At 33.1% G+C, this 22,661-nt stretch carries 22 protein-coding genes, 2 tRNA genes and 2 pseudogenes; 12 read left to right on the top strand and 14 right to left on the bottom strand.

The window, feature by feature from the left end; all coding sequences use genetic code 11:
* Positions 1 to 18: 18 nt before the first annotated feature.
* The 3 genes and pseudogenes from ABDW27_RS16135 to ABDW27_RS16125 all read right to left on the bottom strand — a co-directional run bounded on the left by ABDW27_RS16135 (position 19) and on the right by ABDW27_RS16125 (position 1,894).
* Positions 19 to 168: a hypothetical protein gene (locus ABDW27_RS16135; RefSeq protein ID WP_343696825.1), complete on the bottom strand. Its 150-nt coding sequence runs from the start codon at positions 166 to 168 to the stop codon at positions 19 to 21.
* Entirely contained in the window at positions 155 to 715 is a 561-nt protein-coding gene (locus ABDW27_RS16130) for an RNA polymerase sigma factor (protein ID WP_343694039.1), read from the bottom strand. The genes ABDW27_RS16135 and ABDW27_RS16130 overlap by 14 nt, the downstream gene beginning before the upstream one ends.
* Before the next feature lie 202 nt (positions 716 to 917).
* Positions 918 to 1,894 (bottom strand): annotated as a pseudogene (locus ABDW27_RS16125) (polyprenyl synthetase family protein).
* A gap of 159 nt (positions 1,895 to 2,053) precedes the next feature.
* On the opposite strand from ABDW27_RS16125, the gene ABDW27_RS16120 reads away from it, so the two are divergent.
* Entirely contained in the window at positions 2,054 to 2,917 is an 864-nt protein-coding gene (locus tag ABDW27_RS16120) for a hypothetical protein (RefSeq protein ID WP_343696824.1), read from the top strand.
* A gap of 285 nt (positions 2,918 to 3,202) precedes the next feature.
* Here the strand turns inward: ABDW27_RS16120 and rlmN are convergent, their stop codons facing one another.
* Positions 3,203 to 4,246, bottom strand: coding sequence for a 23S rRNA (adenine(2503)-C(2))-methyltransferase RlmN (rlmN, locus tag ABDW27_RS16115; RefSeq protein ID WP_343696823.1), 1,044 nt, complete (start codon positions 4,244 to 4,246; stop codon positions 3,203 to 3,205).
* A gap of 337 nt (positions 4,247 to 4,583) precedes the next feature.
* Here rlmN and ABDW27_RS16110 point away from each other — a divergent pair, with 337 nt between their 5' ends.
* The 7 genes from ABDW27_RS16110 (at position 4,584) to ABDW27_RS16080 (ending at position 9,349) form a co-directional block, all read left to right on the top strand.
* Positions 4,584 to 5,168, top strand: a complete 585-nt coding sequence (locus tag ABDW27_RS16110; RefSeq protein ID WP_242502499.1) for a YceI family protein — start codon at positions 4,584 to 4,586, stop codon at positions 5,166 to 5,168.
* Between the two features lie 293 nt (positions 5,169 to 5,461).
* Complete coding sequence (locus ABDW27_RS16105; RefSeq protein ID WP_242502500.1) at positions 5,462 to 6,031, top strand: YceI family protein; 570 nt, start codon at positions 5,462 to 5,464, stop codon at positions 6,029 to 6,031.
* 5 nt (positions 6,032 to 6,036) lie between these two features.
* Entirely contained in the window at positions 6,037 to 6,930 is an 894-nt protein-coding gene (locus tag ABDW27_RS16100) for a hypothetical protein (protein WP_343696822.1), read from the top strand.
* Positions 6,927 to 7,487 (top strand): hypothetical protein, encoded by a 561-nt coding sequence (locus ABDW27_RS16095; RefSeq protein ID WP_343696821.1) that lies wholly within the window; start codon positions 6,927 to 6,929, stop codon positions 7,485 to 7,487. The genes ABDW27_RS16100 and ABDW27_RS16095 overlap by 4 nt, the downstream gene beginning before the upstream one ends.
* 10 nt (positions 7,488 to 7,497) lie before the next feature.
* Positions 7,498 to 8,049 (top strand): hypothetical protein, encoded by a 552-nt coding sequence (locus ABDW27_RS16090; protein WP_343696820.1) that lies wholly within the window; start codon positions 7,498 to 7,500, stop codon positions 8,047 to 8,049.
* A gap of 179 nt (positions 8,050 to 8,228) precedes the next feature.
* Positions 8,229 to 8,594 (top strand): hypothetical protein, encoded by a 366-nt coding sequence (locus tag ABDW27_RS16085; RefSeq protein WP_343696819.1) that lies wholly within the window; start codon positions 8,229 to 8,231, stop codon positions 8,592 to 8,594.
* A 113-nt stretch (positions 8,595 to 8,707) separates the two neighbouring features.
* A complete protein-coding gene (locus tag ABDW27_RS16080; RefSeq protein WP_109191925.1) occupies positions 8,708 to 9,349 on the top strand; it encodes an O-methyltransferase in 642 nt (213 codons plus the stop codon).
* A gap of 312 nt (positions 9,350 to 9,661) precedes the next feature.
* Here the strand turns inward: ABDW27_RS16080 and ABDW27_RS16075 are convergent, their stop codons facing one another.
* The 7 genes and pseudogenes from ABDW27_RS16075 to ABDW27_RS16045 form a co-directional block, all read right to left on the bottom strand.
* A complete protein-coding gene (locus tag ABDW27_RS16075) occupies positions 9,662 to 10,225 on the bottom strand; it encodes a phosphatase PAP2 family protein (protein WP_343696818.1) in 564 nt (187 codons plus the stop codon).
* On the bottom strand, positions 10,225 to 10,572 hold the full coding sequence (locus ABDW27_RS16070; protein ID WP_111422740.1) for a twin-arginine translocase TatA/TatE family subunit: 348 nt from the start codon (positions 10,570 to 10,572) through the stop codon (positions 10,225 to 10,227). The genes ABDW27_RS16075 and ABDW27_RS16070 overlap by 1 nt, the downstream gene beginning before the upstream one ends.
* 153 nt (positions 10,573 to 10,725) lie before the next feature.
* Positions 10,726 to 12,971, bottom strand: a pseudogene (locus ABDW27_RS16065) (M1 family metallopeptidase).
* A gap of 66 nt (positions 12,972 to 13,037) precedes the next feature.
* On the bottom strand, positions 13,038 to 13,544 hold the full coding sequence (locus tag ABDW27_RS16060; protein ID WP_129746443.1) for a DUF6702 family protein: 507 nt from the start codon (positions 13,542 to 13,544) through the stop codon (positions 13,038 to 13,040).
* A complete protein-coding gene (locus ABDW27_RS16055; protein ID WP_129746444.1) occupies positions 13,541 to 14,296 on the bottom strand; it encodes a hypothetical protein in 756 nt (251 codons plus the stop codon). The genes ABDW27_RS16060 and ABDW27_RS16055 overlap by 4 nt, the downstream gene beginning before the upstream one ends.
* A complete protein-coding gene (locus tag ABDW27_RS16050) occupies positions 14,286 to 15,014 on the bottom strand; it encodes a carboxypeptidase-like regulatory domain-containing protein (protein ID WP_343696817.1) in 729 nt (242 codons plus the stop codon). Before ABDW27_RS16050 ends, ABDW27_RS16055 begins: the two co-directional genes overlap by 11 nt.
* Entirely contained in the window at positions 15,001 to 15,735 is a 735-nt protein-coding gene (locus ABDW27_RS16045) for a carboxypeptidase-like regulatory domain-containing protein (protein WP_343696816.1), read from the bottom strand. The genes ABDW27_RS16050 and ABDW27_RS16045 overlap by 14 nt, the downstream gene beginning before the upstream one ends.
* A 196-nt stretch (positions 15,736 to 15,931) precedes the next feature.
* Between ABDW27_RS16045 and pepE the strand changes: the two genes are divergently transcribed.
* A complete protein-coding gene (gene pepE, locus ABDW27_RS16040; RefSeq protein ID WP_343696815.1) occupies positions 15,932 to 16,639 on the top strand; it encodes a dipeptidase PepE in 708 nt (235 codons plus the stop codon).
* A gap of 135 nt (positions 16,640 to 16,774) precedes the next feature.
* On the opposite strand, the gene ABDW27_RS16035 is transcribed toward pepE, so the two are convergent.
* Together ABDW27_RS16035 and ABDW27_RS16030 are read right to left on the bottom strand one after the other, a co-directional pair.
* Positions 16,775 to 16,847, bottom strand: a tRNA-Gly gene (locus ABDW27_RS16035).
* A gap of 96 nt (positions 16,848 to 16,943) precedes the next feature.
* Positions 16,944 to 17,016, bottom strand: a tRNA-Gly gene (locus tag ABDW27_RS16030).
* Positions 17,017 to 17,151: 135 nt separating this feature from the next.
* On the opposite strand from ABDW27_RS16030, the gene ABDW27_RS16025 reads away from it, so the two are divergent.
* Positions 17,152 to 17,589: a GNAT family N-acetyltransferase gene (locus ABDW27_RS16025; protein ID WP_343696814.1), complete on the top strand. Its 438-nt coding sequence runs from the start codon at positions 17,152 to 17,154 to the stop codon at positions 17,587 to 17,589.
* A 1-nt stretch (position 17,590) separates the two neighbouring features.
* On the top strand, positions 17,591 to 19,174 hold the full coding sequence (locus ABDW27_RS16020; RefSeq protein WP_343696813.1) for a L,D-transpeptidase family protein: 1,584 nt from the start codon (positions 17,591 to 17,593) through the stop codon (positions 19,172 to 19,174).
* Here ABDW27_RS16020 and ABDW27_RS16015 read toward each other — a convergent pair.
* Positions 19,163 to 19,888: a murein L,D-transpeptidase catalytic domain family protein gene (locus ABDW27_RS16015; protein WP_343696812.1), complete on the bottom strand. Its 726-nt coding sequence runs from the start codon at positions 19,886 to 19,888 to the stop codon at positions 19,163 to 19,165. The two genes, ABDW27_RS16020 and ABDW27_RS16015, sit on opposite strands and share 12 nt — an antisense overlap.
* Before the next feature lie 301 nt (positions 19,889 to 20,189).
* On the opposite strand from ABDW27_RS16015, the gene ABDW27_RS16010 reads away from it, so the two are divergent.
* A complete protein-coding gene (locus ABDW27_RS16010; RefSeq protein WP_343696811.1) occupies positions 20,190 to 22,619 on the top strand; it encodes a DUF5916 domain-containing protein in 2,430 nt (809 codons plus the stop codon).
* The last annotated feature ends 42 nt before the right edge of the window (positions 22,620 to 22,661 follow it).

Here is a 22,661-nt window from a genome sequence, read left to right as displayed (position 1 = left end):
AACCAATAATACTCGCAGCTATATAAAACCATTTTTTATTTTTCTTTGGCTTTTTTCTTCGGCGATACTCAACATAGCGTCTAATCGATCCCAGGCTTTTTCACTAGGTTCAATTTTGCGTTGATTTAATTTTTCACGGAAATCCTTTTCAAAATTATTCGGTTCCATTATCTTGTTTTTTTAAAATAGTAATTTGTGTTTGCAGCATTTTCCTGGCGTGCGATAATTGCGATTTCGATGTTCCTTCATTAATTCCTAACATCTTGGCAATTTCATTGTGTTTATATCCTTCGATGGCGTATAAATTGAAAACCATTTTATAACCATCTGGCAGAGCATCAATTAAAAACTGAATTTGTTCTACCGTAAACTGGCTGTCGATTTCATTAAAACTTTCTTCTGTAAAAAATTCATCTTCGGCAAAACTTACTTTTTTCTGAACTCTTAAATACGAAATACATTCGTTAACCATAATTCTCCGAATCCAGCCTTCGAAACTTCCTTTGTGTTCAAAGTTTTTCAGATTGGTAAAGGCTTTCATAAAAGCGGTTATCATTACATCTTCTGCCAGCTGAATATCTTTTATATATTGTCGGCAAACGCTTAACATTTTCGAAGAATATTTACCGTAAATCTGCTGCTGCGCCTGACGATTGTTTTCGACAGCCAGCTTTATGATTTTGGTTTCTTCTTGATGTAAATGAATAATTTTCATTAATACGCTTTCGGTTTGGTTTTGGTTTTAGAAACAGACTTCTATTAGCATAGACGCATAGAGTTTTGAAATGGTTGCATGGGGAGAAAAATTTTCAATAAAAAAAATCAAAATCCCAATAAAACAAAAATAGATAACTGATTTACAACAAAGTAAACCAATTATCTAATTAATAAATTTTCTGATTTTCTAATTAAAGAAACTATTTCTTTCTCTCAATTACATAATTCACCATCAAAGTAAGAGCTGATTTAAACTCAGAATCTGGATAGTTTTCTAAAAGAGAAAGCGCTTCCTGCTGGAATTCGACCATTTTGTTTTCGGCGTAAGCCAAACCATTATTATTTTTTACAAAGGCAATAACTTCTTTTACGCGTTTTTTGTCTTTGTTGTGGTTTTTGATGGAGTTTATCAACCACTTTTTTTCCTGCGGAGTACAAGTATTTAAAACGTGAATTAAAGGCAAAGTCATTTTTTGCTCTTTAATATCGATTCCGGTTGGTTTTCCGATGGCTTCTTCGCTATAATCAAATAAATCATCTTTGATTTGAAATGCCATTCCGATTAGTTCACCAAACTTTCGCATATTTTCAACCTGAATTTCATCTTCAATTACGGCTTTCGCGCCAAGCGCACAACAAGCCGCAATAAGTGTTGCTGTTTTTTTCTGATGATTTCGTAGTAAACATCTTCGGTAATATCAAGTCGGCGAGCTTTTTCTATTTGAAGCAATTCTCCTTCGCTCATTTCACGAACGGCAACAGAAATGATTCTCAATAAATCGAAATCACCATTATCTATAGAAAGCAATAAACCTTTAGACAATAAATAATCTCCAACCAAAACGGCAATTTTATTTTTCCAAAGCGCATTGATTGAGAAAAATCCGCGACGGCGATTACTGTCATCAACCACGTCATCGTGAACCAAAGTTGCAGTGTGAATAAGTTCAATTACCGAAGCACCGCGATAGGTTCTTTCGTTTACAGTACCGCCAGAAACCATTTTTGCAGTAAGAAAAACAAACATCGGACGCATTTGTTTTCCCTTGCGGTTTACGATATAATAAGTGATTCGGTTTAATAACGCAACCTTCGAAGTCATCGATTCATGGAACTTTTTCTCGAAAAGTTCCATCTCGTTAAAAATAGGCTGCTTTATTTGAGACGTAATATTCATTTAGGTTTCAAATATACTATTTTAAATAAAAATACGTTGTGTATTTTAGGTTAGGATTTTAATATTTTACATCATAATCTAAAAACACCCTCCAAAAATAGCTCTAACTAATACTGATTTGAATTCATTAACTAAAAAAGAACCCAAAACTATTTATTTATGAAAACAAAATTTTTATTAATTGGAACATGTATAATTACATTGTCTTTTTTCATTAGCTGTAATTCTGATGAAAAAACAAATGACGGATCATCAGCTGCGATTACAAATGACGAAATTATAGCTAATGCTAAAATTGATGCCTCTGTAGAAGACGTTACGAATATTGCTGAAGATCAATTTAGTGCTCAGCTTAACATAAATTCAAAACCTAGTGGACCAATAAAAAGTTTCCTTCCAAGCTGTGCCACAATCACTACCGTTTTAACCAATAATACTTGGACAAAAACCGTAGATTTTGGTGTTGAAGGATGTACACTGAATAACGGAAATACCGTAAAAGGAAAAATGGTTGTGTCTTTTTCAAACGATTTTAGCTCTTCTACCCAAACCATCAGCTATACATTTGAAGGGTTTTATCATAATGGCAGAAAACTTCAAGGAAGCAAAAGCATTGTGAGAACGATTAAAGAAACCAATATATTGGTAACGCCACATCCAGTTTCAACGGCTTCGATAGATTTAACAATTACTTTTGATGATGGAAAAGTGTATACCAGAAAAGGTAGTTTGGTAAAAGAAATGACTTCTGGTTATGATACTTGGTTTGATTGGGATGATAATGTGTTTGTTGTTACAGGAAGCGGCTCTACAACTTTCCCTAATGGAGATACTTTTTCGGCAGAAATTACAACTCCATTAGAATTTAATGCTGCATGTAGAAAATCTTTTGCAGTAAAAGGAATTGTTTCTATCACTAAAAATGGCGCTTTAGCAACTATTGATTATGGAAACGGAGAATGTGATACTCTTGCAACAGTAACAAAAGACGGAGTTACAGAAGAAATAGATTTGAAAAAATAAGCATCCTTTTTGTCCAAAATAAAAAGCATTAAAAACGAGAAATACTTCTGTTTTTTAATGCTTTTTTATATCGTGTAAAACCAATCAAATGTCCCGATGGGACATATGCCCGATTGTCAATATTTTTTTTCTACCTATCAGATACTCCTAGCGGAGTATATTCTGGTGAATATTTTTATGCTTCTTTATTGGCTAATTGTCCGCAGGCTGCGTCAATATCTTTACCTCGGCTTCTTCTTATCTACCGATCAGATACTCCTAGCGGAGTATATTCTGGCGAATATTTTAGGCTTCTTTGTTGGCTAGCTGCCCGCAAGCGGCGTCAATGTCTTTTCCTCGGCTTCTTCTTACTTTTACCACTACTCCAATATTTTCTAGCGCTTTTATATAAGCCATAATCGATTCTTCTGAAGCTTGTTGGAATTCACCATCATCAATCGGATTATATTCAATCAAATTGACTTTACAAGGCACATATTTACAGAATTTAACCAAAGCATCAACTGAAGCTTTATCGTCATTAATTCCTTTCCAAACTACATATTCGTATGAAACTTTGCTTTTTGTTTTTCTATACCAATATTCTAATGCTTCTCGTAAATCTTTTAACGGAAAGTTTTTACTGAAAGGCATAATGCGGGCACGCGTTTCGTCTATAGCTGAATGCAGAGAAACTGCCAGTTTAAACTTCACATCGTCATCTGCCATTTTTTTAATCATTTTCGGAATTCCTGAAGTAGAAACCATAATTCGTTTTGGAGACATTCCTAAACCTTCCTCTGATGTAATCATATCGATAGCTTTAATGACATTATTATAATTCATTAAAGGCTCTCCCATTCCCATAAAAACAATATTCGAAAGTGGATGATTGTAATATAGACGACTTTCTTTATCTATAGCCAGAACCTGATCGTAAATTTCGCCTGGTTCTAGATTTCGCATTCTTTTTAATCTTGCTGTTGCACAGAAATTACAATCTAAACTGCAACCAACTTGACTAGAAACACAGGCAGTAGTTCTTGTTTCTGTCGGAATTAAAACCGATTCAACCACTAGTCCGTCATGAAGTCGAACGGCATTTTTTACTGTTCCGTCACTACTCTTCTGCATTGTATCAACCTTAATATGATTGATTACAAAATTATTCTCAAGCATTGATCTTGTAGCTTTCGCTACGTTTGTCATATCGTCAAAACTGTGAGCGCCTTTGCTCCACAACCACTCATAAACCTGATTTCCACGGAAAGCTTTATCTCCATTTTCAACAAAAAAATCGCGAAGCTGTTCTTTTGATAAGGCTCTTATGTCTTTTTTCTCCATTTGCATGCTGCAAAGTTAATCACTTTTGCCATTTTTTGTTTGGTTTTTGCATTCATTCTTAATTAAGCTTCAAAAAAAGCTGATCAAAAAATTATATTGGCATTTTCCCACACAGAATACAACACATTAACAAACAAGCATTTAGTAATTAATTTCATTTTAAAAAATTAAAATCATAGCAATAATAAGGCTTTACGCACCTTACTATAACAATTTAATAAAACTTTCATCATGATTTTTATCATTCCTTTTCTTTCGTGCGCGCGATAATTTTGGTCCAAGAAATAAGAAAAAGTTTTTCATTCTCTAACCACTAAATGAATTTTAAAACTTCCTTATTTAAATGATTAACCTATACTTTATCAACATGAAAACAATTCAATCCTTTTTACTAACAGTAATTTTCACCACAATTTCATTACATACAAATGCACAAAGAAATTATACCGTAGCTGCAAACTCAACTTTTGAAGTAGCGGGAACCTCTACCGTACACGACTGGGTAATGAAATCTACAGAAGGAACAGGAACAGCCAATTTAATCATTAAAGACTCTAAACTGACAGGCATTAATAGTTTAAATGTTTCCTTATTGGCTGAAAGCTTAAAAAGCTACAAAGCAAGCATGGACAAAGTGGCTTATGAAGCAATGGATACCGAAACACACAAATACATTGAATATGTTTTAAAATCTGCTGAAAAGCTTGATGAAACAACTTGGAACTTAACGGGTGTTTACACTATTGCAGGCGTAAGCAAAGAATTTAAAACTCAGGTAAAAGTAACTACAAACAAAGGAAGCATCATTTTGCAAGGTTCTAATCAAATTACTTTTGGCGATTTTGAAATGACACCTCCAAAAGCTGCTTTGGGAGTTGTAAAAGCAGGAAAAGATCTAACTGTAATCTTCAATATTATCTTAAGCTAAATCTTAATGTTAAAAAACATTCTTTTTTAACATTTTATCTCTTCGAATTAAATGTTAAAAAATAGCAATTCAATAAAATGAAGCATCTCTTTTTGCGTAACTGATCGATTCTATAGAAAATGAAAACGTTGTAGTTATTAAATACCTATTTAATAAAATTTTAACAATGACTTTTATCATGTATTAAGCTGATTTATAGAAGGATCTTTGATACAAGTTAAAACAACATTCTTAGTACTAAATAGAAACTGGCCGACAATTAACTTATTTTTTATAATATAAACATGACAAAAATGAAAACAAATACATTAAAACTTTTCGCCGTTGTAACAGCATTTTTAGGAATCAGCTCTTTTGCAACAGCACAAAAATCATATGCTTTAGATAGCAAATCAACTTTTTCTGTTGCGGGTACTTCTACACTTCACGACTGGGAAATGAAATCGACTTCTGGAACTGGAACAGCTACTTTAAACATTACTAACGGAAAACTAACAGACATTGAAGCTTTGACTGTAACTCTTTTAGCAGAAAGCGTAAAAAGCGAGAAAAAAAGCATGGATAAAGTGGCTTATGAAACTTTAAAAACAGACAAAAACAAAAACATTAAATATGTTCTTAAATCTGCTGAAAAAGTAAACGAAACAACTTGGGAACTTACAGGAACTTATACCATTGCTGGAGTTAGCAAAGTTTACAAAACCTCTGTAAAAACAACGGTTACAAAAGATGGTTTAAACCTTCAGGGAACTAACAAAATCACTTTTACAGATTTCGGAATGAAATCGCCAACGGCAATGCTTGGAACAATAAAAACAGGTCAAGACCTAACACTAAAATTCAATTTAAACTTTAATTTATAAACGCCATGAAGAAAATTTATATTCTATTCGTCACATTAATCAGCACATTTGCTGTTCAGGCACAAGTAAGCTTTGGAAACATGCAAAACCAAATCTCTAGAGGAAAAGACGGTATCAACGTTTTTGACGTACAAAAAGACACTAGAGAATTTAAAGGTCTTAGTATTGACCTTGGGGGTGCTTTCAACATGGATTTTCAAGCAACAAATTCATTCAACGACCAACCTAATAACATTACGACTACAACTACTACAGCTACTGGAACAACCACTAGATCAATTACAGGGTATCGTTTAATGAATACTGAAAACAATTTTACTCTTCCTGCTGCTGATATGTATATTGGTGCTCAATTATTTGATGGAGTAAGAGTTAATTTAGATGTTTATTTGGCTTCAAGACACCACAATGATTCTTATGTAAAAGGTGGTTACTTACAAATTGACAAGTTAGACTTCATCAAAAAAGATTTCTTGGCTGATGTAATGAAATATGCTACAATTAAAATTGGGCAAATGGAGAACAATTTTGGTGATGCTCACTTTAGAGGTTCTGATAATGGTAATACAATCAGAAATGCATTTGTTGGAAACAACATTATGTATTCTTTCACTACAGAAATGGGTATGGAGGTTTACTACAACAGAAATGGATTGGTTAGCATGTTAGGTGTTACAAATGGTAACTTAAATCAAAGTAATGAAGAAGTTTTTTATCCTGCTGGTCCAAACGCTAATACAACGCACAGCCCTTCAATCTTAGCTAAACTTGGTTATGATAAACAGCTTAATCAAGATTTAAGAGTAAGAATAACTGGTTCTTATTACCATAATGCAAACCTTGGTAATGCAAACATATATGCGCTAATAGATCAGGATTTGGTTATTGGGGTATTTTGAATAATAACGCTTACAAAAACACGATCACTAAGACTGATGCTGATGGTACTGTTATTTCTACAACTACTACAGATGTTCCTACTAGTTTTAATAAAACATCTACTCCAGAGGCAACGTTCAACCCTAATTTCAAAAATTGGGCTACTACATACATGATTAACCCTTTTGTAAAATATAAAGGACTTGAATTCTTCGGAACAATCGAATTAGCATCAGGAGGAGATAAAGCTGGAACTGATGACAAACGTACTGCTAATCAATATGCTTCAGAGCTTATTTACAGATTTGGAAACACTGAACAATTCTATATTGGAGGAAAATACAATACCGTATCTGGAAAATTATCTAATGCTGATGCTAAAAAGGTTACTGTAGATAAATTTGAAGCAAGTGCTGGTTGGTTTATGACTAAAAACATTTTAGCTAAACTAAACTACGTTAATCAAAAATATAAAGATTATTCACAATTTACTGGAGATCCTACTACTGGAAATCTAAACAACTTTTATGGTGGTAAATTTGAAGGTTTAGTATTCGAAGCAACAATTGCATTCTAATATAAAAAAAATGAAAACAAGATTTTCAATCTTAATTATGGGTTTAGCACTTTTCTTTTTCTTCGGAAGTGCTAAACCCACTTTTTTTGCAGAAGATACAGCTGTGCCTATCAATAAAATAAAAATAGAAATCACAGGTCTATCAACTGTTGGCAAATACAATTGCTCAAACACCTTTTCTATAAAGGATACTGTTTACGTAAACTCAGTTAAAAAAAACACTTTTAATACTGACATCAAAATGTCAAACTTTGATTGTGGCAACAAAATAATGACGAAGGATTTGCAAGGAACAGTAAAAGTCAAAAAATTCCCCAACAGCACAGTTTCCATAAGCGATATAAAACCAGTGGGGAAAAATTACAAATGCAGATTAAACTTTTTTATAACAGACAAAACACTCAAATACAAAGATTTTATGCTTTATAATACCGACGATAAAATCCAAGGAACGCTTAGTTTGAAATTCTCTGATATTGAGTTGGAGCCACCAGTAAAAATGGCTGGTTTGATTAAAGTAAAAGACGATATTGTAATTAATTTTAGTTTATACAAAAACTAATATTTTTCTTCCAAAAAAAATAAGGAGAATCAACATAGTTTTAAAATTTTGGCATAAGAATTGTTTTGTTCTTAAAAGAAAAAATAATCTTACAAAGAGCTCAATCATTTTAAAATTTGTAATTTTATTTTTCAGCCATGTAACCTTTAAGTTTTATCAACCTAAAAAAAATTGAAATTATGAAAAAACAAATTTTAAGTTTAGCTGTTATTGCTTTATTAGCATTCGCTGTTCAATCATGCGAGAAAAAAGAAAACAAACCTGCAGAAGATGAGTTAACGCTCGGCAACAAAGTAGATTCTCTTACCTCTGATATCGAAGAAGTAAAAGATAGCGCGGTAAGCAAAGCTGAAAATGCAGCAACTAAAGCAAAAGATGCAACAGAAACTGCAGCTCAAGACGTAAAAGACGCGACTAAAAAAGCAGCAAATGATGTGAAAGATGCCACCAAAAAAGGTGCTGAAAAAGTAGAAAATGCTGCAAAAGCTGCAAAAGACGGAACCGTAAAAACAGCTAAAGAGGTAAACGAAGCTTTGAAAAAATAAATTTCATAGTAATCTTAACAGAAACCATCCGCTCACGGCGGATGTTTTTTTTTATGCCCAATCGCAAGCAGATATTTTTGTATTTTTGTTTTCAAATTACAAGATACTTCAACATGCATTTTATATCTCAAGAATTAGAAGATTACATCGAACAGCATTCTGAAAATGAACCAGAATTGCTAGCGAAACTTAATAAAGAAACCTACCAGAAAATACTTTTGCCAAGAATGCTAAGCGGTCATTTTCAAGGCCGTGTTTTAAGCATGCTTTCAAAATTAATTCGTCCAGTCAATATTCTTGAAATTGGAACTTATACGGGTTATGCGGCTTTGTGTCTATGCGAGGGGATGCAGGAAAACGGACAACTTCATACCATTGATATCAAAGAAGAATTAGTCGATTTTCAGCGAAAGTATTTTGACGCATCGCCTTGGGGAAAACAAATTTTTCAGCATTTAGGGGAAGCCGTAAACATTATTCCAGATTTAGACCTGAAATTTGATTTGGTTTTTATTGATGCCGACAAAGAAAACTACTTGAATTACTGGGAAATGATTGTTCCAAAAATGAATAAAGGCGGTATCATTTTATCTGATAATGTTTTATGGAGCGGAAAAATTCTAGAACCGGTTCATCCAAACGATGTCAGCACAAAAGTGCTTTTAGAATACAATCAGCTTTTAAAAGACGATCCAAGAGTGGAGACTGTTTTATTGCCAATTCGTGATGGATTGACGGTTAGTCGTGTTCTATAAATTTTTAGATTCTAAGGTTCTGAGACACTAAGATTTCTAAATTTTTAAACTGAAAAATATATTATTGAATTGCCTCCAGCTTTAGCTGGAGGAATCTGATCTAGAATCCAAGGCTTTAGCCAAATTAAGCAATCGATAATTTGGCTAAAGCCTTTTTATTTGCCCATAAAAAAACCTCCAGCTAAAGCTGGAGGCAATTTATAATATATATCTTTAAAAAACTTAGTATCTCAGAATCTCAGAATCTTAAAAACTTAGCACCTTTAAAAAACTTAGTATCTCAGAACCTTAGTATCTTAGCATCTTAAAAATCTATCCCGGAAAATACTGCGGTTTCAGCTTTCTATAAACTAAATAAAGCAAAAATCCGAAAAGAGCTCCGAAGAAATAGCCAGTAAGAATATCACCTGGAAAATGCAATCCTAAATAAATTCGGCTGTAAGCAAAAATTAAAGGCCACAGAAATATAAATCCGAAATATTTGAAATAGGGCTTTAGAATCAAAAATAAAAAAGTCGCAACCGCCATAGTATTAGCTGCATGTCCAGAGAAAAAACTATATGATTTTCTAACCTGTACAACTCTAATAATTGAATTTATTTCCGGATCATTGCATGGTCGCAAACGCTGGAAAGTATGTTTGAATAAGTTACAGGTTTGATCTGTAAAAGCAATCAAAACTGCAATAAAAAGCAATAAATACAGGGTTTGTTTTCCTCCTATTTTTTTATAAATAAGATAGAATAGAAATAAGAAAAATGGCGTCCAATACAATTGATTGGTAATAATAAGCCATAATTTATCGTATGTTTCAGAACCTAATCCGTTAAGAAAGATTAAAAGATCTTTATCTAATTCCTGTATTTTTTGAAGCATTACATTTGGCGTTTTATAGGTCCAGAAAGAGTGTCAATATCTTCTTTTACCTTTTCGATTTCAGTTGCAGTATCTCCTAAAAGATTTCCTGTATCTCCAAGTAAATTTGATTTTGCATTGTTAATTTCTGCATTGATATTTCCAGTAATATCGTTCAGAGATTTTGCATCAAGACCATTTGCCTCTGCTCCTTTCTGAATTTCGCTTTTAATATCATTAGTTGCATTTTTTAATTGAGCCATAGCTTTTCCCATTGTACGTGCAATTTCTGGCACTTTATCTGAACCAAAAAGCATTAGCACTATAAACAGTATAAAAACTAATTCTCCTCCTCCTATACCAAACATAACTTTTAATTTTGTAGTCACAAAGATATTAAATTTTGCAGCTTAGAGTTTTAAAATTAACTTAAAAAGTCCTTGAAAATGCATTTAATTAAAATAAAAAAGCTCATCAAGCATTTATAGACTTGATGAGCTTTTTATATTTTTTTAATTTATCTAGTCAAATTTTGACTTTGTTTCCACTTTTGGCCAAGAGTTATTGGTTACATCAATATCAGCCGTTAGCAATTGCGGGTCAATTTGAATACTCTTAATTGCTTTTGTTGTAGCATAAACTTTTTTAGCGGTATCATTACTTTTTCTCCAGATTTGTGCTGGATATTTGTAATTATCTTTAGAACCATCTTCGTAAGTAATCTCAACCAAAATAGGCATGATCATTCCGCCTGGCTTGTTAAATTCTACTTCGTAGAAGTACTTAGGAGATTTAATGCTAGCTTTTTCTTCTGCTGTAAAAGTCTGATCTACATAATCTGCTAAAGGTTTGAAATCTTGCACTTTTAAAGCTTTTTTTCTTAGAATCACTTACTTCTGCATTATCTCCTGCAACCAAGTAAACAAAAAGGTCCTTTTTCATATCCAAAACGTCCTTTTCTAACTTTTACGTCTTTGATATCTGTAGTTGGAGTATCTGAAACGTAATATTGTTTTACGTCTTTAATTCCGATATCAACAAAATCAGTTGAATAGAACCAACCTCTCCAGAACCAATCTAAATCTACTGCTGAAGCATCTTCCATTGTTCTAAAGAAATCTTCTGGGGTTGGGTGCTTAAACTTCCATCTGTTTGCATATGTTCTGAATGCATGATCGAATAATTCTCTTCCCATAACTACTTCTCTTAAAATATTAAGACCTGTAGCTGGTTTTCCGTAAGCATTATTTCCAAATTGGTGAATCGTTTCAGAGTTTGACATAATTGGTTCTAAAAACTTCTGATCACCACTCATGTAAGGAACAATATTTTTTGCAGGTCCTCTTCTTGATGGGAAATTTGAATCTAATTCTTGTTCAGCTAAATATTCTAAAAATGAGTTTAAACCTTCATCCATCCAAGTCCATTGACGCTCGTCAGAGTTTACAATCATTGGGAAGAAAGTATGTCCAACTTCGTGGATAATAACACCAATCATTCCGTTTTTAACTTCTTTGCTCGTTACCCCATTTTCATCAGGACGACCAAAATTCCAACAAATCATTGGATATTCCATACCTTGATCTTCTGCAGAAACAGAAACTGCTTTTGGATAAGGATAATCAAAAGTATGAGAAGAATAGCTTTTTAGAGTATGAGCAACTACCATTGTAGAAGTTTCTCCCCAAAGCGGGTTTGCCTCTTTTGGATAAACAGATTCTGCCATTACGGTTCTGTTTCCAATTTTCACAGCCATTGCATCGTAAATGAATTTTCTTGAAGAAGCAATCCCGAAATCACGAACATTTTTAGCGCTGAATTTCCAAGTTTTTTTCTTCTCAGAAAAACCTTTTTCTGCTGCTTCTGCTTCTGCCTGCGTTACAATAACTACAGGTTTATCAAATGATTTTTGTGCTTGTTCGTATCTTTTTACCTGTTCAGCTGTAAATACTTCACTTCTGTTCATTAATTCTCCAGTTGCGTCGATTACGTGATCTGCAGGAACTGTAATGTTTACATCAAAGTTTCCGAAAGGAAGAGCAAACTCTCCGCTTCCCCAGAACTGCATATTCTGCCATCCTTCAACATCATTGTAAACCGCCATTCTTGGATAGAACTGAGCGATTACATATAATTTATTGCCATCTTTCTCGAATAATTCATATCCTGAACGACCGCCTTCTTTTCTATAGTTATTGATATTGTACCACCATTTAATAGAGAATGAAATTTTTTCCCCAGGTTTTAAAGGCGAAGTCAGATTAATACGCATCATGGTTTCGTTGATCGTATATGACATTGGATTCCCTTTAGCATCTTTTACCTGTTCGATATTAAAACCACGCTCTAAATCTTTCTTTAAATATTTAGAAGAAAAACCTTCAAGCGGTAAAACCTGATTGATTTTTTCGCCCTCTGCTAATGAAGTCTGTCCATTTGCTCTTGCTTGATTTTGGTCCAGCTGAATCCATAGATACTCTAAGCTGTCTGGTGAATTATTAGTGTAGGTGATGGTTTCAGATCCGCTTAATTTTGAATTTTTATCATCCAATTCAACATCGATTTTATAATCTGCTTGTTGTTGGTAGTAAGCTGGCCCTGGAGCTCCAGAAGCTGTACGAAACATGTTTGGTGTTGCCAGCAAATCGTACATTTGGCTAAACTTGTTCGTGTCGTACTTTCCCTGTTGTTTAGTAGGTGTGGTTGTTGCTTTATCCTGCGCCACTAACATTGCAGGAAAAAGTAAGAATAATGAAAGTTTTTTCATAAATTTTTAATGGTAATTTCTTTAGGCTGTGAAAATAGTAATTAAAACATTAATTTTACCAATACATTAATATTTTAACAATTCTTTCCTTGAAGATTCTGTAAAAAGAACACTTCTTTTTGTGTCGAATGCTGAAATATGTGTAATGTTTTGCTGTTCTGAGTTCCAATCCACCAAAATAGTGTTTGAAATCTCAAGGGTTTTGAATTTATCTATATCCTTAATTCTAGAATAACAAACCAAAACATCATCAGCTTCAACTTCTTTAGATAAAAAAGTTATGACCTTTTGCTGTCCATTTACTTTAATTGAAAAATGTTCAGATAGATATTTTTTTAATAATTCAACATCTGCCGGAGTTTCTTTGCTAGTACCAACAAATGTCTTTTTGTGATACTTTTTCTCCATAGCATTATTCAAATCATCAATAAAAATTCGGGAAGTAATCTGCAGCATCTTCTTTTCAGCAGCATAATTTACTTGAAAAACCCCTACATAAAATTTATGAAAAGCAAATGCCGAAGTCAATACAAACAAAACTCCAAGCAAGGGATAAATTATTCTTTTTTTCATTTTTGAGCAGCCTCAGCTTTCTTAAATTCTTTATTCTTATTAATCATAAAATCCATCAACTGAAACTTCTGATCTGGATCTACCAATTCTTTAGAATGCGGATCGTTTGAGCAATACATCAAAAACAATTCGACTTCATCATCTTTAAGATTGAGTGTTTTAGAATAAAAATCTTTTGTAAAGTTATCTTTAGCATATTCTACAAAAGCAATATCTGTGATTTCTTCCTCTTTTACTTCGTCTTTTTTGCTCAAAAGCTTTTTGACGTCTTTAAAAATTCGAACAAAATCGGTACCATATTTTATGGTCTGATCAGAAAGCATTGCATTATTTTTTGCGGTAGACTGTTTATCGTCTTCAAACTGCATATCTACATATTTCTGAGAACCACCTTGTAATGATTTTACTTTTAATTCCTTATGAACTACAACTTCTTTAAGCTGATTATTAACCAAATCCAGCTTTATTTTCAAAAGAACCTCAGCACAATCTTTTTCAGTTAAAACCACTTTTTTTGATTGAAATGTCAAGCCAGAAAACAACAAAGTATCTTTAGGTTGTGCCATGATATCAAACAAACCGCCAGAACCAATAAATGTTCTGACATTCGCATTAATATTCATTACATAACCACTTTCAATGGCCAAAAAATCGTTTATAACCTGACCGTGTAATGGTTTCCTGAAACCGTTTTGCCCTAATACAAATTGACAAAATAAGCAGACAACGAGTACTCCTAGTTTATTTTTCATTTTCGAGAATTATTAGATATTTTCTTGCTAGATCTGTAATTAAAAACATACTCATTGTTTTGTTTTTAGTATTCAAAGATACAGCAAAATCGGCATCATCCACACAAAATAATTGAAATCCTTTAATATCATCGACAGGAATTTTCAATCTATCTGTATAATAATTCTCCTCAAAAAGATATTCCAATTTTCTAAAAAGTGCTTCTTTCTTCTCTACATTCACTTCTTTTTTCAGCATTGCAGTCCGTCCCGAAATTTTATTTAATAGTTTATCAATAGATGTTGAAGTCGCAGTATAAACTTTTCGTTCTGCTGGCGTGTATTTTTTTTGTCCGTACGGAATAATCCCAAGATTTTCGGCTGTTATATTAGCATTTTCATTAACAACCACCTCTTTCAGCTCCACTTCTTTTGCAGTCATTTTTACAACTAAAGAGCTATTTATTAAATGTTCTGGAGCAATTCTAATCCTTACAGGATCGAGATTTACGGCTGAAAAAACCAAAACATCTCCTTCCCGAACAGCAATGGAAAAATTACCATCAGAGTCAGAAACGGCAGTTGCTTGAGTAGCATTATTTATAATATTTACTCCTTCAACAGGACTAGATTGCTCTTGCACTTTTCCTGCTAAAAGTTTAACATCATTTTTTTGCCCAAAACCAATCTGAACAAAAAAAAGAAAAACAACAATGGCTATAATCTTATTTACTCTCACCAGCAATCATTTCTTTATATTTAACAGCCAATTCTCCTAAAAGAAATTCTGTAGAAGTTTTATTTTTAGAATTCAAAATAGCCGTAAACTTATCATTTTCTATAGCATAATATTCAAACCCTTTCACATAATCTGCCGGAATTTTTAATCGGTCAATAAAATGATCTAGGCTAAACATATTTTCCAGAAGTCTCATAAAAAACTCCTTCTTCTCAACAGCAACTTCTTTTTTAAGCATAGCCGTTCTTCCAGAGAAGAAATTTAGCAACGGATCCGCAGAAATAGAACCTCCAGCCATCATTCCCGCATCTGCTGTAGCATTTAGCGCAGTCGCTGTCTGCAACTTACGCTCCGCTGCAGTGTATTTCTTTTGTCCTAAAGGCACTATCCCTAAACTTTCAGCATTAATATTATCGTATCGCTTCACAACAACTTCTTGCAGTTGATACATCACCATAGTAAGATTAACAGAAAAATTAAGATTTGAAAAATCTTCTTGCTTCAATAAGACTCTTTTTTCTTTAAAACTTATTGAAGAAAAAACCAGCACGTCATCAGGCTTTGCTAAAATCGAAAAAGATCCGGATGCATTTGTCGTTACCGTTTCTTCTGTTTGCGCATTAATCACATAAACACCTTCTAAATCTAAGGTATTAGAAGTTACTTTCCCATTAAAAACAGAACGTTCCAGAGTTTGTGACCAGCAAGCTTGCCCCGCCATAACAATTAAAAAACAAGTAATTTTCTGAAACAAAATGAAATAAATTAAAAATATTCTTAAAACGGTAAAAATATCCTAAGTCATTCCAAATTTAATATTAACGACATGGTAAAAATATGTTAATTAAAATATTAAAAATTCAAACAAAAACAGAGTTTTTAATACCTTTAACAAACAAAATTTGAGTTTAAGAATCATGAAAAGCATTATCATTGCAAGCACTTCTACTTTGCACGGAGGCAACTACTTAGAATACATTTTACCTACTTTAAAAACACATTTTAAAAATTGCAAAACAATTTTATTTATCCCCTATGCTCGTCCAGGAGGAATTTCGCATGACGAGTATACGCAAAAAGCATCAGAAGCTTTTAACAGCATCAATATCAATGTTAAAGGAATTCATGAATTTGAGAATCCACAGGATGCAATAAAAAATGCTGAGGGAATCTTTACCGGCGGAGGAAACACTTTTTTATTGGTTACCCAGCTTTACAAAAACAATATTATGCAGTTGCTTTCTGAAACCGTAAAAAACGGCACGCCTTATCTTGGCTCAAGCGCTGGAAGCAACATTTGCGGTTTATCAATGCAGACCACAAACGACATGCCTATTATCTACCCTCCAAGCTTCCAGACTTTAGGATTAATTCCATTCAACTTAAATCCGCATTATCTGGATGCCGATTTGCAATCTAAGCACATGGGAGAAACTCGCGAAACAAGAATAAAAGAATTCCATGCTTTCAATTCAATTCCTGTTTTAGGTTTAAGAGAAGGGAGTTGGCTGGAAGTTAAAGGAGAAAAAATTACTTTGAAAGGAGCTTTGTCTGCGAGATTGTTTCAGCAAAACCAAGAAGCTCAAGAATTAGAAACAGAAAGCGATTTGAGCGATTTGAAATAATTTTTTAAACCATATAAGTGATATAAGTTCATGTTAAAAGCTCAATAAAAAACTTTTATTTTTCTTATATCACCTATATGGTTCAAAAAACACAAAAACAAAAAAGCCTCAAACAAATGTTTGAGGCTTTTGAAGAGCGAAAGACGAGGCTCGAACTCGCGACAACCAGCTTGGAAGGCTGGAGCTCTACCAACTGAGCTACTTTCGCATTAACCGGGTGCAAAACTAAAAAATTTAATTTTTAAAACAAAATAAAAATCAAAAAATTTATTCTCACATAAAGTAAAACGTGTTTACTTTTTAGAGCGAAAGACGAGGCTCGAACTCGCGACAACCAGCTTGGAAGGCTGGAGCTCTACCAACTGAGCTACTTTCGCATTGGTTGTGCAAATATAGAAAGAAAGTTCAGTTCAAAACAAGCTTTTGGGCAAAAAAAATCAATAAAATTCAACATTTTTTTATAACTTATTTAAAATTAAAAAGTTATAAAAGTATTATTTTTTCAAAAAATCATGATTACAATCAGAGAAATTCCATCAAAAGAAACTTATACCGTTCGTCAACCTGTTTTAAGAAAAGGAAAACCTATAGAAAGCTGTGTCTTTGAAGGAGACGACCTAGAATCTACGCATCATTTCGGTTTATCTGAAAACGAAAATTTAACAGGAATTATTTCGTTATTCGAAAAAATCAATCCTATATTTGCCGCTCAAAATCAAGCTCAGATTCGAGGGATGGCTGTTTTAGAAATCCACCAGAAAAAAGGAATCGGAGAAGCTTTGGTAAGACATTGCGAGGTGTATTGCAATGAAAACCAAATAGATTTAATTTGGTTCAACGCCAGAACTGCTGCTGTCGGATTCTATCAAAAAATGAATTACCAAACACTTGGCGAAGCATTTGATATTAAAGATGTTGGCGAACATTATTTGATGTTTAAAAAATTATAAAATGAAAAAACTTTACTCTTTAGTAGTAATATGCCTCTTTTTGGGCTGTAAAAAAGAAGACCCAAAACCTACACCTATTATCAAAAAAAAGGTGCCAGCAATTATACTTACTGACGAGAGAACAGTTGAAATAGATACAGCATTAATAGCAGTTTATAAAAGTGAAACCTTAAAACAGTTTTATGCCGGATCTGAGAATCAAACCGTATGGGGAAACCTTAAAAAGAGAACTTTTGTTTTATCGCAATTAGAAAAATCAGAAGAATTAGGCTTAGAACCAGAAGATTATAAAATATCTCAGCTGAAAAAGTTTGAAAGCAAAGTCGCTTCGTTAAACGATAAAGATTTGGCTACGTATGATATTTTGCTGACTTATAATTTTGAAAAATATCTAAATCATATCTATAAAGGAAAGCTAGATCCTAAGAAGCTGTATACCAATTGGGATTTGGACGAAAAAGAATTTGATGTGAATTCTGTTCTAATTAAAGGATACAACAAAAATAAATTAGATAGCATTGTAGAAAATATTCAGCCTAAAACAGAAACATACAAAGAACTCCTAAAAGCGTTGGAAATCATTAATACTTTTCCAGATGACAACATAAACACAATTGAAGCAACTGATAAAATTGTTTTAAACGATACGAATCCTGCTTTAGCAAACATTAAAAAAAGACTTTTGTATTGGAATGACATGTCTGGAAAAGATAGTCTTAGCAATATTTACAACCACAAAACTTTTGAAGCAGTTAAAAGATTCCAAGAAAGACACGGATTAGCCTCTGACGGAGTTATCGGAGCTGGAACTATTCGTGCCCTAAATTATTCTAAAGAAGATCGAAAAAAACAGATTATAGCCAATTTAGAGCGTTGGAGATGGTATCCGTCAGAATTGGCCGAAAACTATTTCATTATCAATATTCCAGATTACAGCTTAAATGTTGTCGAAAATAAGGACACCACTTTAGTTAGAAATATTGTAGTAGGAACCAGCAAAAGAAAAACTCCTATTATTACTTCTTTTTTAAAAACGGTTGTTTTTAATCCGACTTGGACTGTTCCTCCGACAATTTTAAAAGAAGATGTGGTTCCGGCTATGAAAAGAAACCGAAATTATTTGGCTAATAAGAACATTACTATTTACGATACTGCCGGAAAAGTAGTTTCGCCAATGGCATGGAATGAAAATAAGCCAAACAACTATCGTTATGTACAAAGTCCAGGCTATGACAATTCATTGGGATTAATGAAAATCTTGTTCCCAAATCACCATAGCGTTTATTTACACGATACCAATCACCGCAATATTTTTGGACGCAATAACCGCTCTATGAGTTCTGGCTGTGTACGTGTTGAAAATCCATTAGAACTTGCTCAACATATATTAGACGTTGACGGAAACTGGCCACAAGATAGAATTGACACTATTATTGCGAGTAAAACAACGATGAGTTTCAAGATTACCAAAAAATATGCTTTATACCAGTGGTATTGGACAGCATGGAGCAAAAAAAATCAGCTCATTTTTAGAGCTGATATTTATGATTTAGATTCGGATTTATATAAGCAATTAAGAAATTAGCCTCTCTTCCATCGCAAAACTTCTTGACGGATGGTAGATATACAAACACGATTTGTCTTTTATTAATTCGATAATATCATTTGTCAATTCAACTGGAACTGCAGGACAGCCTTGGCTTCTGCCTAATCTTTTATGATCTCTAATGAAAGATTCAGACACATAGTCTGCACCGTGCATTACAACGCCTCTTTCGCGAGCATTGTCATTTACGCCATTTTCTAAACCATCTAAACGCAAAGAAGCACCATGTTTTCCTTGGTAAATTTCACCAGTAGCATAAAAACCTAAACTGCTTTTAAATGATGAATTAAGATTTGAAAATGCTGAAGCAAATTCTTCTCCCGTATTTCTCCCGTGAGCTACAAGCGAATTAAACAAAATTGTATTGCTCGTTAAATCAATCACCCACAAACGTTTAGTGTTTGATGACAAACTGAAATCAATTAATGTTAGGATATTTTTCTTGATCACTCCTCTTTCTTTCAACAAATAAAATCCTTTTAAAGCTTCTGAGAAAGTTCTAAGCTCAGGCATTTTAAAATTGTTGGAATTTAATGAGTTATAAACGCTCTCGATTTTAGAATCAACTGTAACTTTTTCGACTTTAGCAATCGCCTTTACAGTGGCATTTTTTTTAAGATCGGCTGTGTTTTTTGAATCTTTTCCAAAAGACAATAGCAAAAACACAAATAACGGATAAATTTTGTAAATCATTGAATTTCTTTAGGTTAAACAAAAAATTTGGGTATCGCAAAAATATAAAAAAATCACGCCTTGCAAAATACAAGCCTGATTTTCAAGGCTTTTTTGCTTAAACTTTAACATTATTAACACAAATTTGCTTTTTCTGTAAGATTTTATCTTACGTTAAAAATCACAACATTTTAAGCCATTTCTTAAAAAAAGTAAAACAAAATGAAAAATCTAGAAAACTAAACTGTAACAAGTAGAACAAAATTGAGTCTATTGCTACTATAAAAAATACATTTGCATTTTATTTCGCATCAAAAAACCAATGAAAAAAATCATATTCTTCTGTTTTCTATTATTCTCTGTGTGGAGTTATGGCCAAAAAAAATCAATTCAGGCGCAAGTAACTTCGCATACTATATCTATTGATGGAAAGCTAGACGAACCTGCTTGGGAAAATGTTCCGGTTGCCACAGACTTCATTATGCTGGAACCAGACAACGGAAAAGCTATTCCGTATGAAAAACGCACAGAAGTTAAAGTCATATATAATAATGACGCCATTTATATAGGCGCAATGATGTATGATGACGACCCTTCAAAAATTTTAAAAGAGATTTCTCAGCGTGATAATTTTGGAACTGCAGATCTATTTGGCGTTTTTATAAATGGTTTTAATGACGGACAACAAGATTTTATGTTTTATGTTTCAGCAGCCGATGTTCAAGGCGATTGTATCATGACCGATGCAAATGGAGAAGACTATTCTTGGGATGCTGTTTGGATCAGTAAAGCTGCTTTGGCTGATAACGGATGGATTGTCGAGATGAAAATTCCATATTCAGCACTGCGTTTTTCTGGAGAAAACAAGCAAATCTGGGGAATCAATTTTTTCAGAGAAATTAAACGTGACCGTTATAAATATACTTGGAATTTTGTTGACAGAAAGATTGGAACTTTTACACAACAGGCCGGAACTCTGGAAGGAATTGAAAACATTAAACCTCCTACTCGACTGTTTTTTATGCCTTATGCATCGTACTATCTAAATGCTTCCGACGGACAAAAGACCTACGGAACAATAAAAGGCGGAATGGATATTAAATATGGTATAACGGATGCTTTTACAATCGATGCTATTTTAATTCCTGATTTTGGACAAACAAAATATGACGATCAGATTTTAAATCTCGGACCTTTTGAACAACAATTTAATGAAAATAGAGCCTTTTTTACAGAAGGAACAGACTTGTTCAGCAAAGGAAATATATTTTATTCGCGCAGAATTGGAGGTGCCCCTTCAATTGATCCTGAATTAAATGAAAACGAAGAAATTACCGAATTGCCAGCGGCCGTAAATCTGGTTAATGCTCTAAAATTATCAGGAAGAACAAAAGACGGACTCGGCATTGGAGTCTTAAATGCCGTTACAGAAAAAACTTTTGCTACTATAAAAAATACTGAAAGTGGCGAAACAAGACAAGTAATCGTTGAACCGCTTACCAATTATAATGTTTTGGTTTTGGATCAGCGTTTTAGAAAAAATTCTTCGGTTACTTTTATCAATACAAATGTTAGCCGCAACGGGCATTCTAGAGATGCAAACGTAACTGGCCTAGCGTGGGATTTAAATACAAAAGCCAATACCTATAGTTTATTCGGAAATGTAAAATACAGTTTAATAAACGATATTAAGGATAAAAGCGGTGTTTTTTCTACAATAACTTTGGCCGAAACTAGCGGAAATTATAGATACAGTATAGGCTCTGATTTTGTCACTAAAGATTACGACCCGAATGATCTGGGGATAAATTTCTACACCAATTATTATAATTTTTATGGAAATGCCAATTATAGAATTCTAAATCCGACTAAAAAGTTCAATACCTTTAGAATCAATTATAATATGTATACCGAATTCAATAAAGAATCTGGAAAATTACAAGACAATAATATTAATGCGAATTTAAATTTAACTACAGTAAAAAATAATTACTACGGAACTGGCATTACTTTTTACCCATTAGAAATTAATGATTATTATGAACCGCGTGCAGAAAACAGATATGTGACAATTCCGAGAAAAATAGAAACTTGGGGAAGCATTTCTACCAATTATAACCACAAGTTTGCGATTGATCTCAATGGAACTCTTAATGTGTTTGATGAATCTGAGCGTATTACCTATGGCTTTGATATTGGTCCGAGATACCGTTTCAGCGATAAATTATTACTGACTTATTTCTTTAGTTATATTAGAAAAAATAATAACAAAGGCTATATCGATCAGGTTGATGGCGATGATAACAAAACCACTCCAAACGATATTATTTTTGCCAATAGAAATGTTATTACATATTCTAACACTTTAGGAGGCAAATATGCCATAAACAGTGCTATGACTATAAATCTGGCTGTCCGTCAATATTGGTCTTATGCTGATAATAAAGACATTCTGACTTTAGAATCAAATGGAGATCTTAGTCCGTATCCGCAATATACTACCAATAAAAATTCAAGCTTTTATTCTTGGAATGCCGATTTGTCTTATTCTTGGTGGTTTGCGCCAGGAAGCCAGATTTCTGCTTTATACAGAAACAACGCCTCTAATTTTGAACGAGTTATTGATAAAGATTTCAGACACAATGTAGCAGGATTATTAAACAATGATGCCTTAAAACACATTTTTTCTGTTAGCGTAAAATACTTTATTGACTATAATGCTGTCAAAAATAAAGTTAGAAAAAGAGCTTAGCGTGAATTAATTTTAAAAAATAAAGGCTTCTTCAATTAAATC

The sequence above is a fragment of the Flavobacterium sp. genome (genome assembly GCF_039595935.1).
In the GTDB taxonomy this organism is placed as follows: Bacteria; Bacteroidota; Bacteroidia; order Flavobacteriales; family Flavobacteriaceae; genus Flavobacterium.
Note: the sequence above shows the minus strand (reverse complement) of the source record. Positions and strands in the feature narration are given on the sequence as shown.

Excerpts from the sequence above, each read along its gene's own strand:
- ABDW27_RS16135 (WP_343696825.1), bottom strand. The coding sequence starts at position 168 with ATGGAACCGAATAATTTTGAAAAGGATTTCCGTGAAAAATTAAATCAA.
- ABDW27_RS16130 (WP_343694039.1), bottom strand. The coding sequence starts at position 715 with ATGAAAATTATTCATTTACATCAAGAAGAAACCAAAATCATAAAGCTG.
- ABDW27_RS16120 (WP_343696824.1), top strand. The coding sequence starts at position 2,054 with ATGAAAACAAAATTTTTATTAATTGGAACATGTATAATTACATTGTCT.
- rlmN (WP_343696823.1), bottom strand. The coding sequence starts at position 4,246 with ATGCAAATGGAGAAAAAAGACATAAGAGCCTTATCAAAAGAACAGCTT.
- ABDW27_RS16110 (WP_242502499.1), top strand. The coding sequence starts at position 4,584 with ATGATTAACCTATACTTTATCAACATGAAAACAATTCAATCCTTTTTA.
- ABDW27_RS16105 (WP_242502500.1), top strand. The coding sequence starts at position 5,462 with ATGAAAACAAATACATTAAAACTTTTCGCCGTTGTAACAGCATTTTTA.
- ABDW27_RS16100 (WP_343696822.1), top strand. The coding sequence starts at position 6,037 with ATGAAGAAAATTTATATTCTATTCGTCACATTAATCAGCACATTTGCT.
- ABDW27_RS16090 (WP_343696820.1), top strand. The coding sequence starts at position 7,498 with ATGAAAACAAGATTTTCAATCTTAATTATGGGTTTAGCACTTTTCTTT.
- ABDW27_RS16085 (WP_343696819.1), top strand. The coding sequence starts at position 8,229 with ATGAAAAAACAAATTTTAAGTTTAGCTGTTATTGCTTTATTAGCATTC.
- ABDW27_RS16080 (WP_109191925.1), top strand. The coding sequence starts at position 8,708 with ATGCATTTTATATCTCAAGAATTAGAAGATTACATCGAACAGCATTCT.
- ABDW27_RS16075 (WP_343696818.1), bottom strand. The coding sequence starts at position 10,225 with ATGCTTCAAAAAATACAGGAATTAGATAAAGATCTTTTAATCTTTCTT.
- ABDW27_RS16070 (WP_111422740.1), bottom strand. The coding sequence starts at position 10,572 with ATGTTTGGTATAGGAGGAGGAGAATTAGTTTTTATACTGTTTATAGTG.
- ABDW27_RS16060 (WP_129746443.1), bottom strand. The coding sequence starts at position 13,544 with ATGAAAAAAAGAATAATTTATCCCTTGCTTGGAGTTTTGTTTGTATTG.
- ABDW27_RS16055 (WP_129746444.1), bottom strand. The coding sequence starts at position 14,296 with ATGAAAAATAAACTAGGAGTACTCGTTGTCTGCTTATTTTGTCAATTT.
- ABDW27_RS16045 (WP_343696816.1), bottom strand. The coding sequence starts at position 15,735 with ATGGCGGGGCAAGCTTGCTGGTCACAAACTCTGGAACGTTCTGTTTTT.
- pepE (WP_343696815.1), top strand. The coding sequence starts at position 15,932 with ATGAAAAGCATTATCATTGCAAGCACTTCTACTTTGCACGGAGGCAAC.
- ABDW27_RS16025 (WP_343696814.1), top strand. The coding sequence starts at position 17,152 with ATGATTACAATCAGAGAAATTCCATCAAAAGAAACTTATACCGTTCGT.
- ABDW27_RS16020 (WP_343696813.1), top strand. The coding sequence starts at position 17,591 with ATGAAAAAACTTTACTCTTTAGTAGTAATATGCCTCTTTTTGGGCTGT.
- ABDW27_RS16015 (WP_343696812.1), bottom strand. The coding sequence starts at position 19,888 with ATGATTTACAAAATTTATCCGTTATTTGTGTTTTTGCTATTGTCTTTT.
- ABDW27_RS16010 (WP_343696811.1), top strand. The coding sequence starts at position 20,190 with ATGAAAAAAATCATATTCTTCTGTTTTCTATTATTCTCTGTGTGGAGT.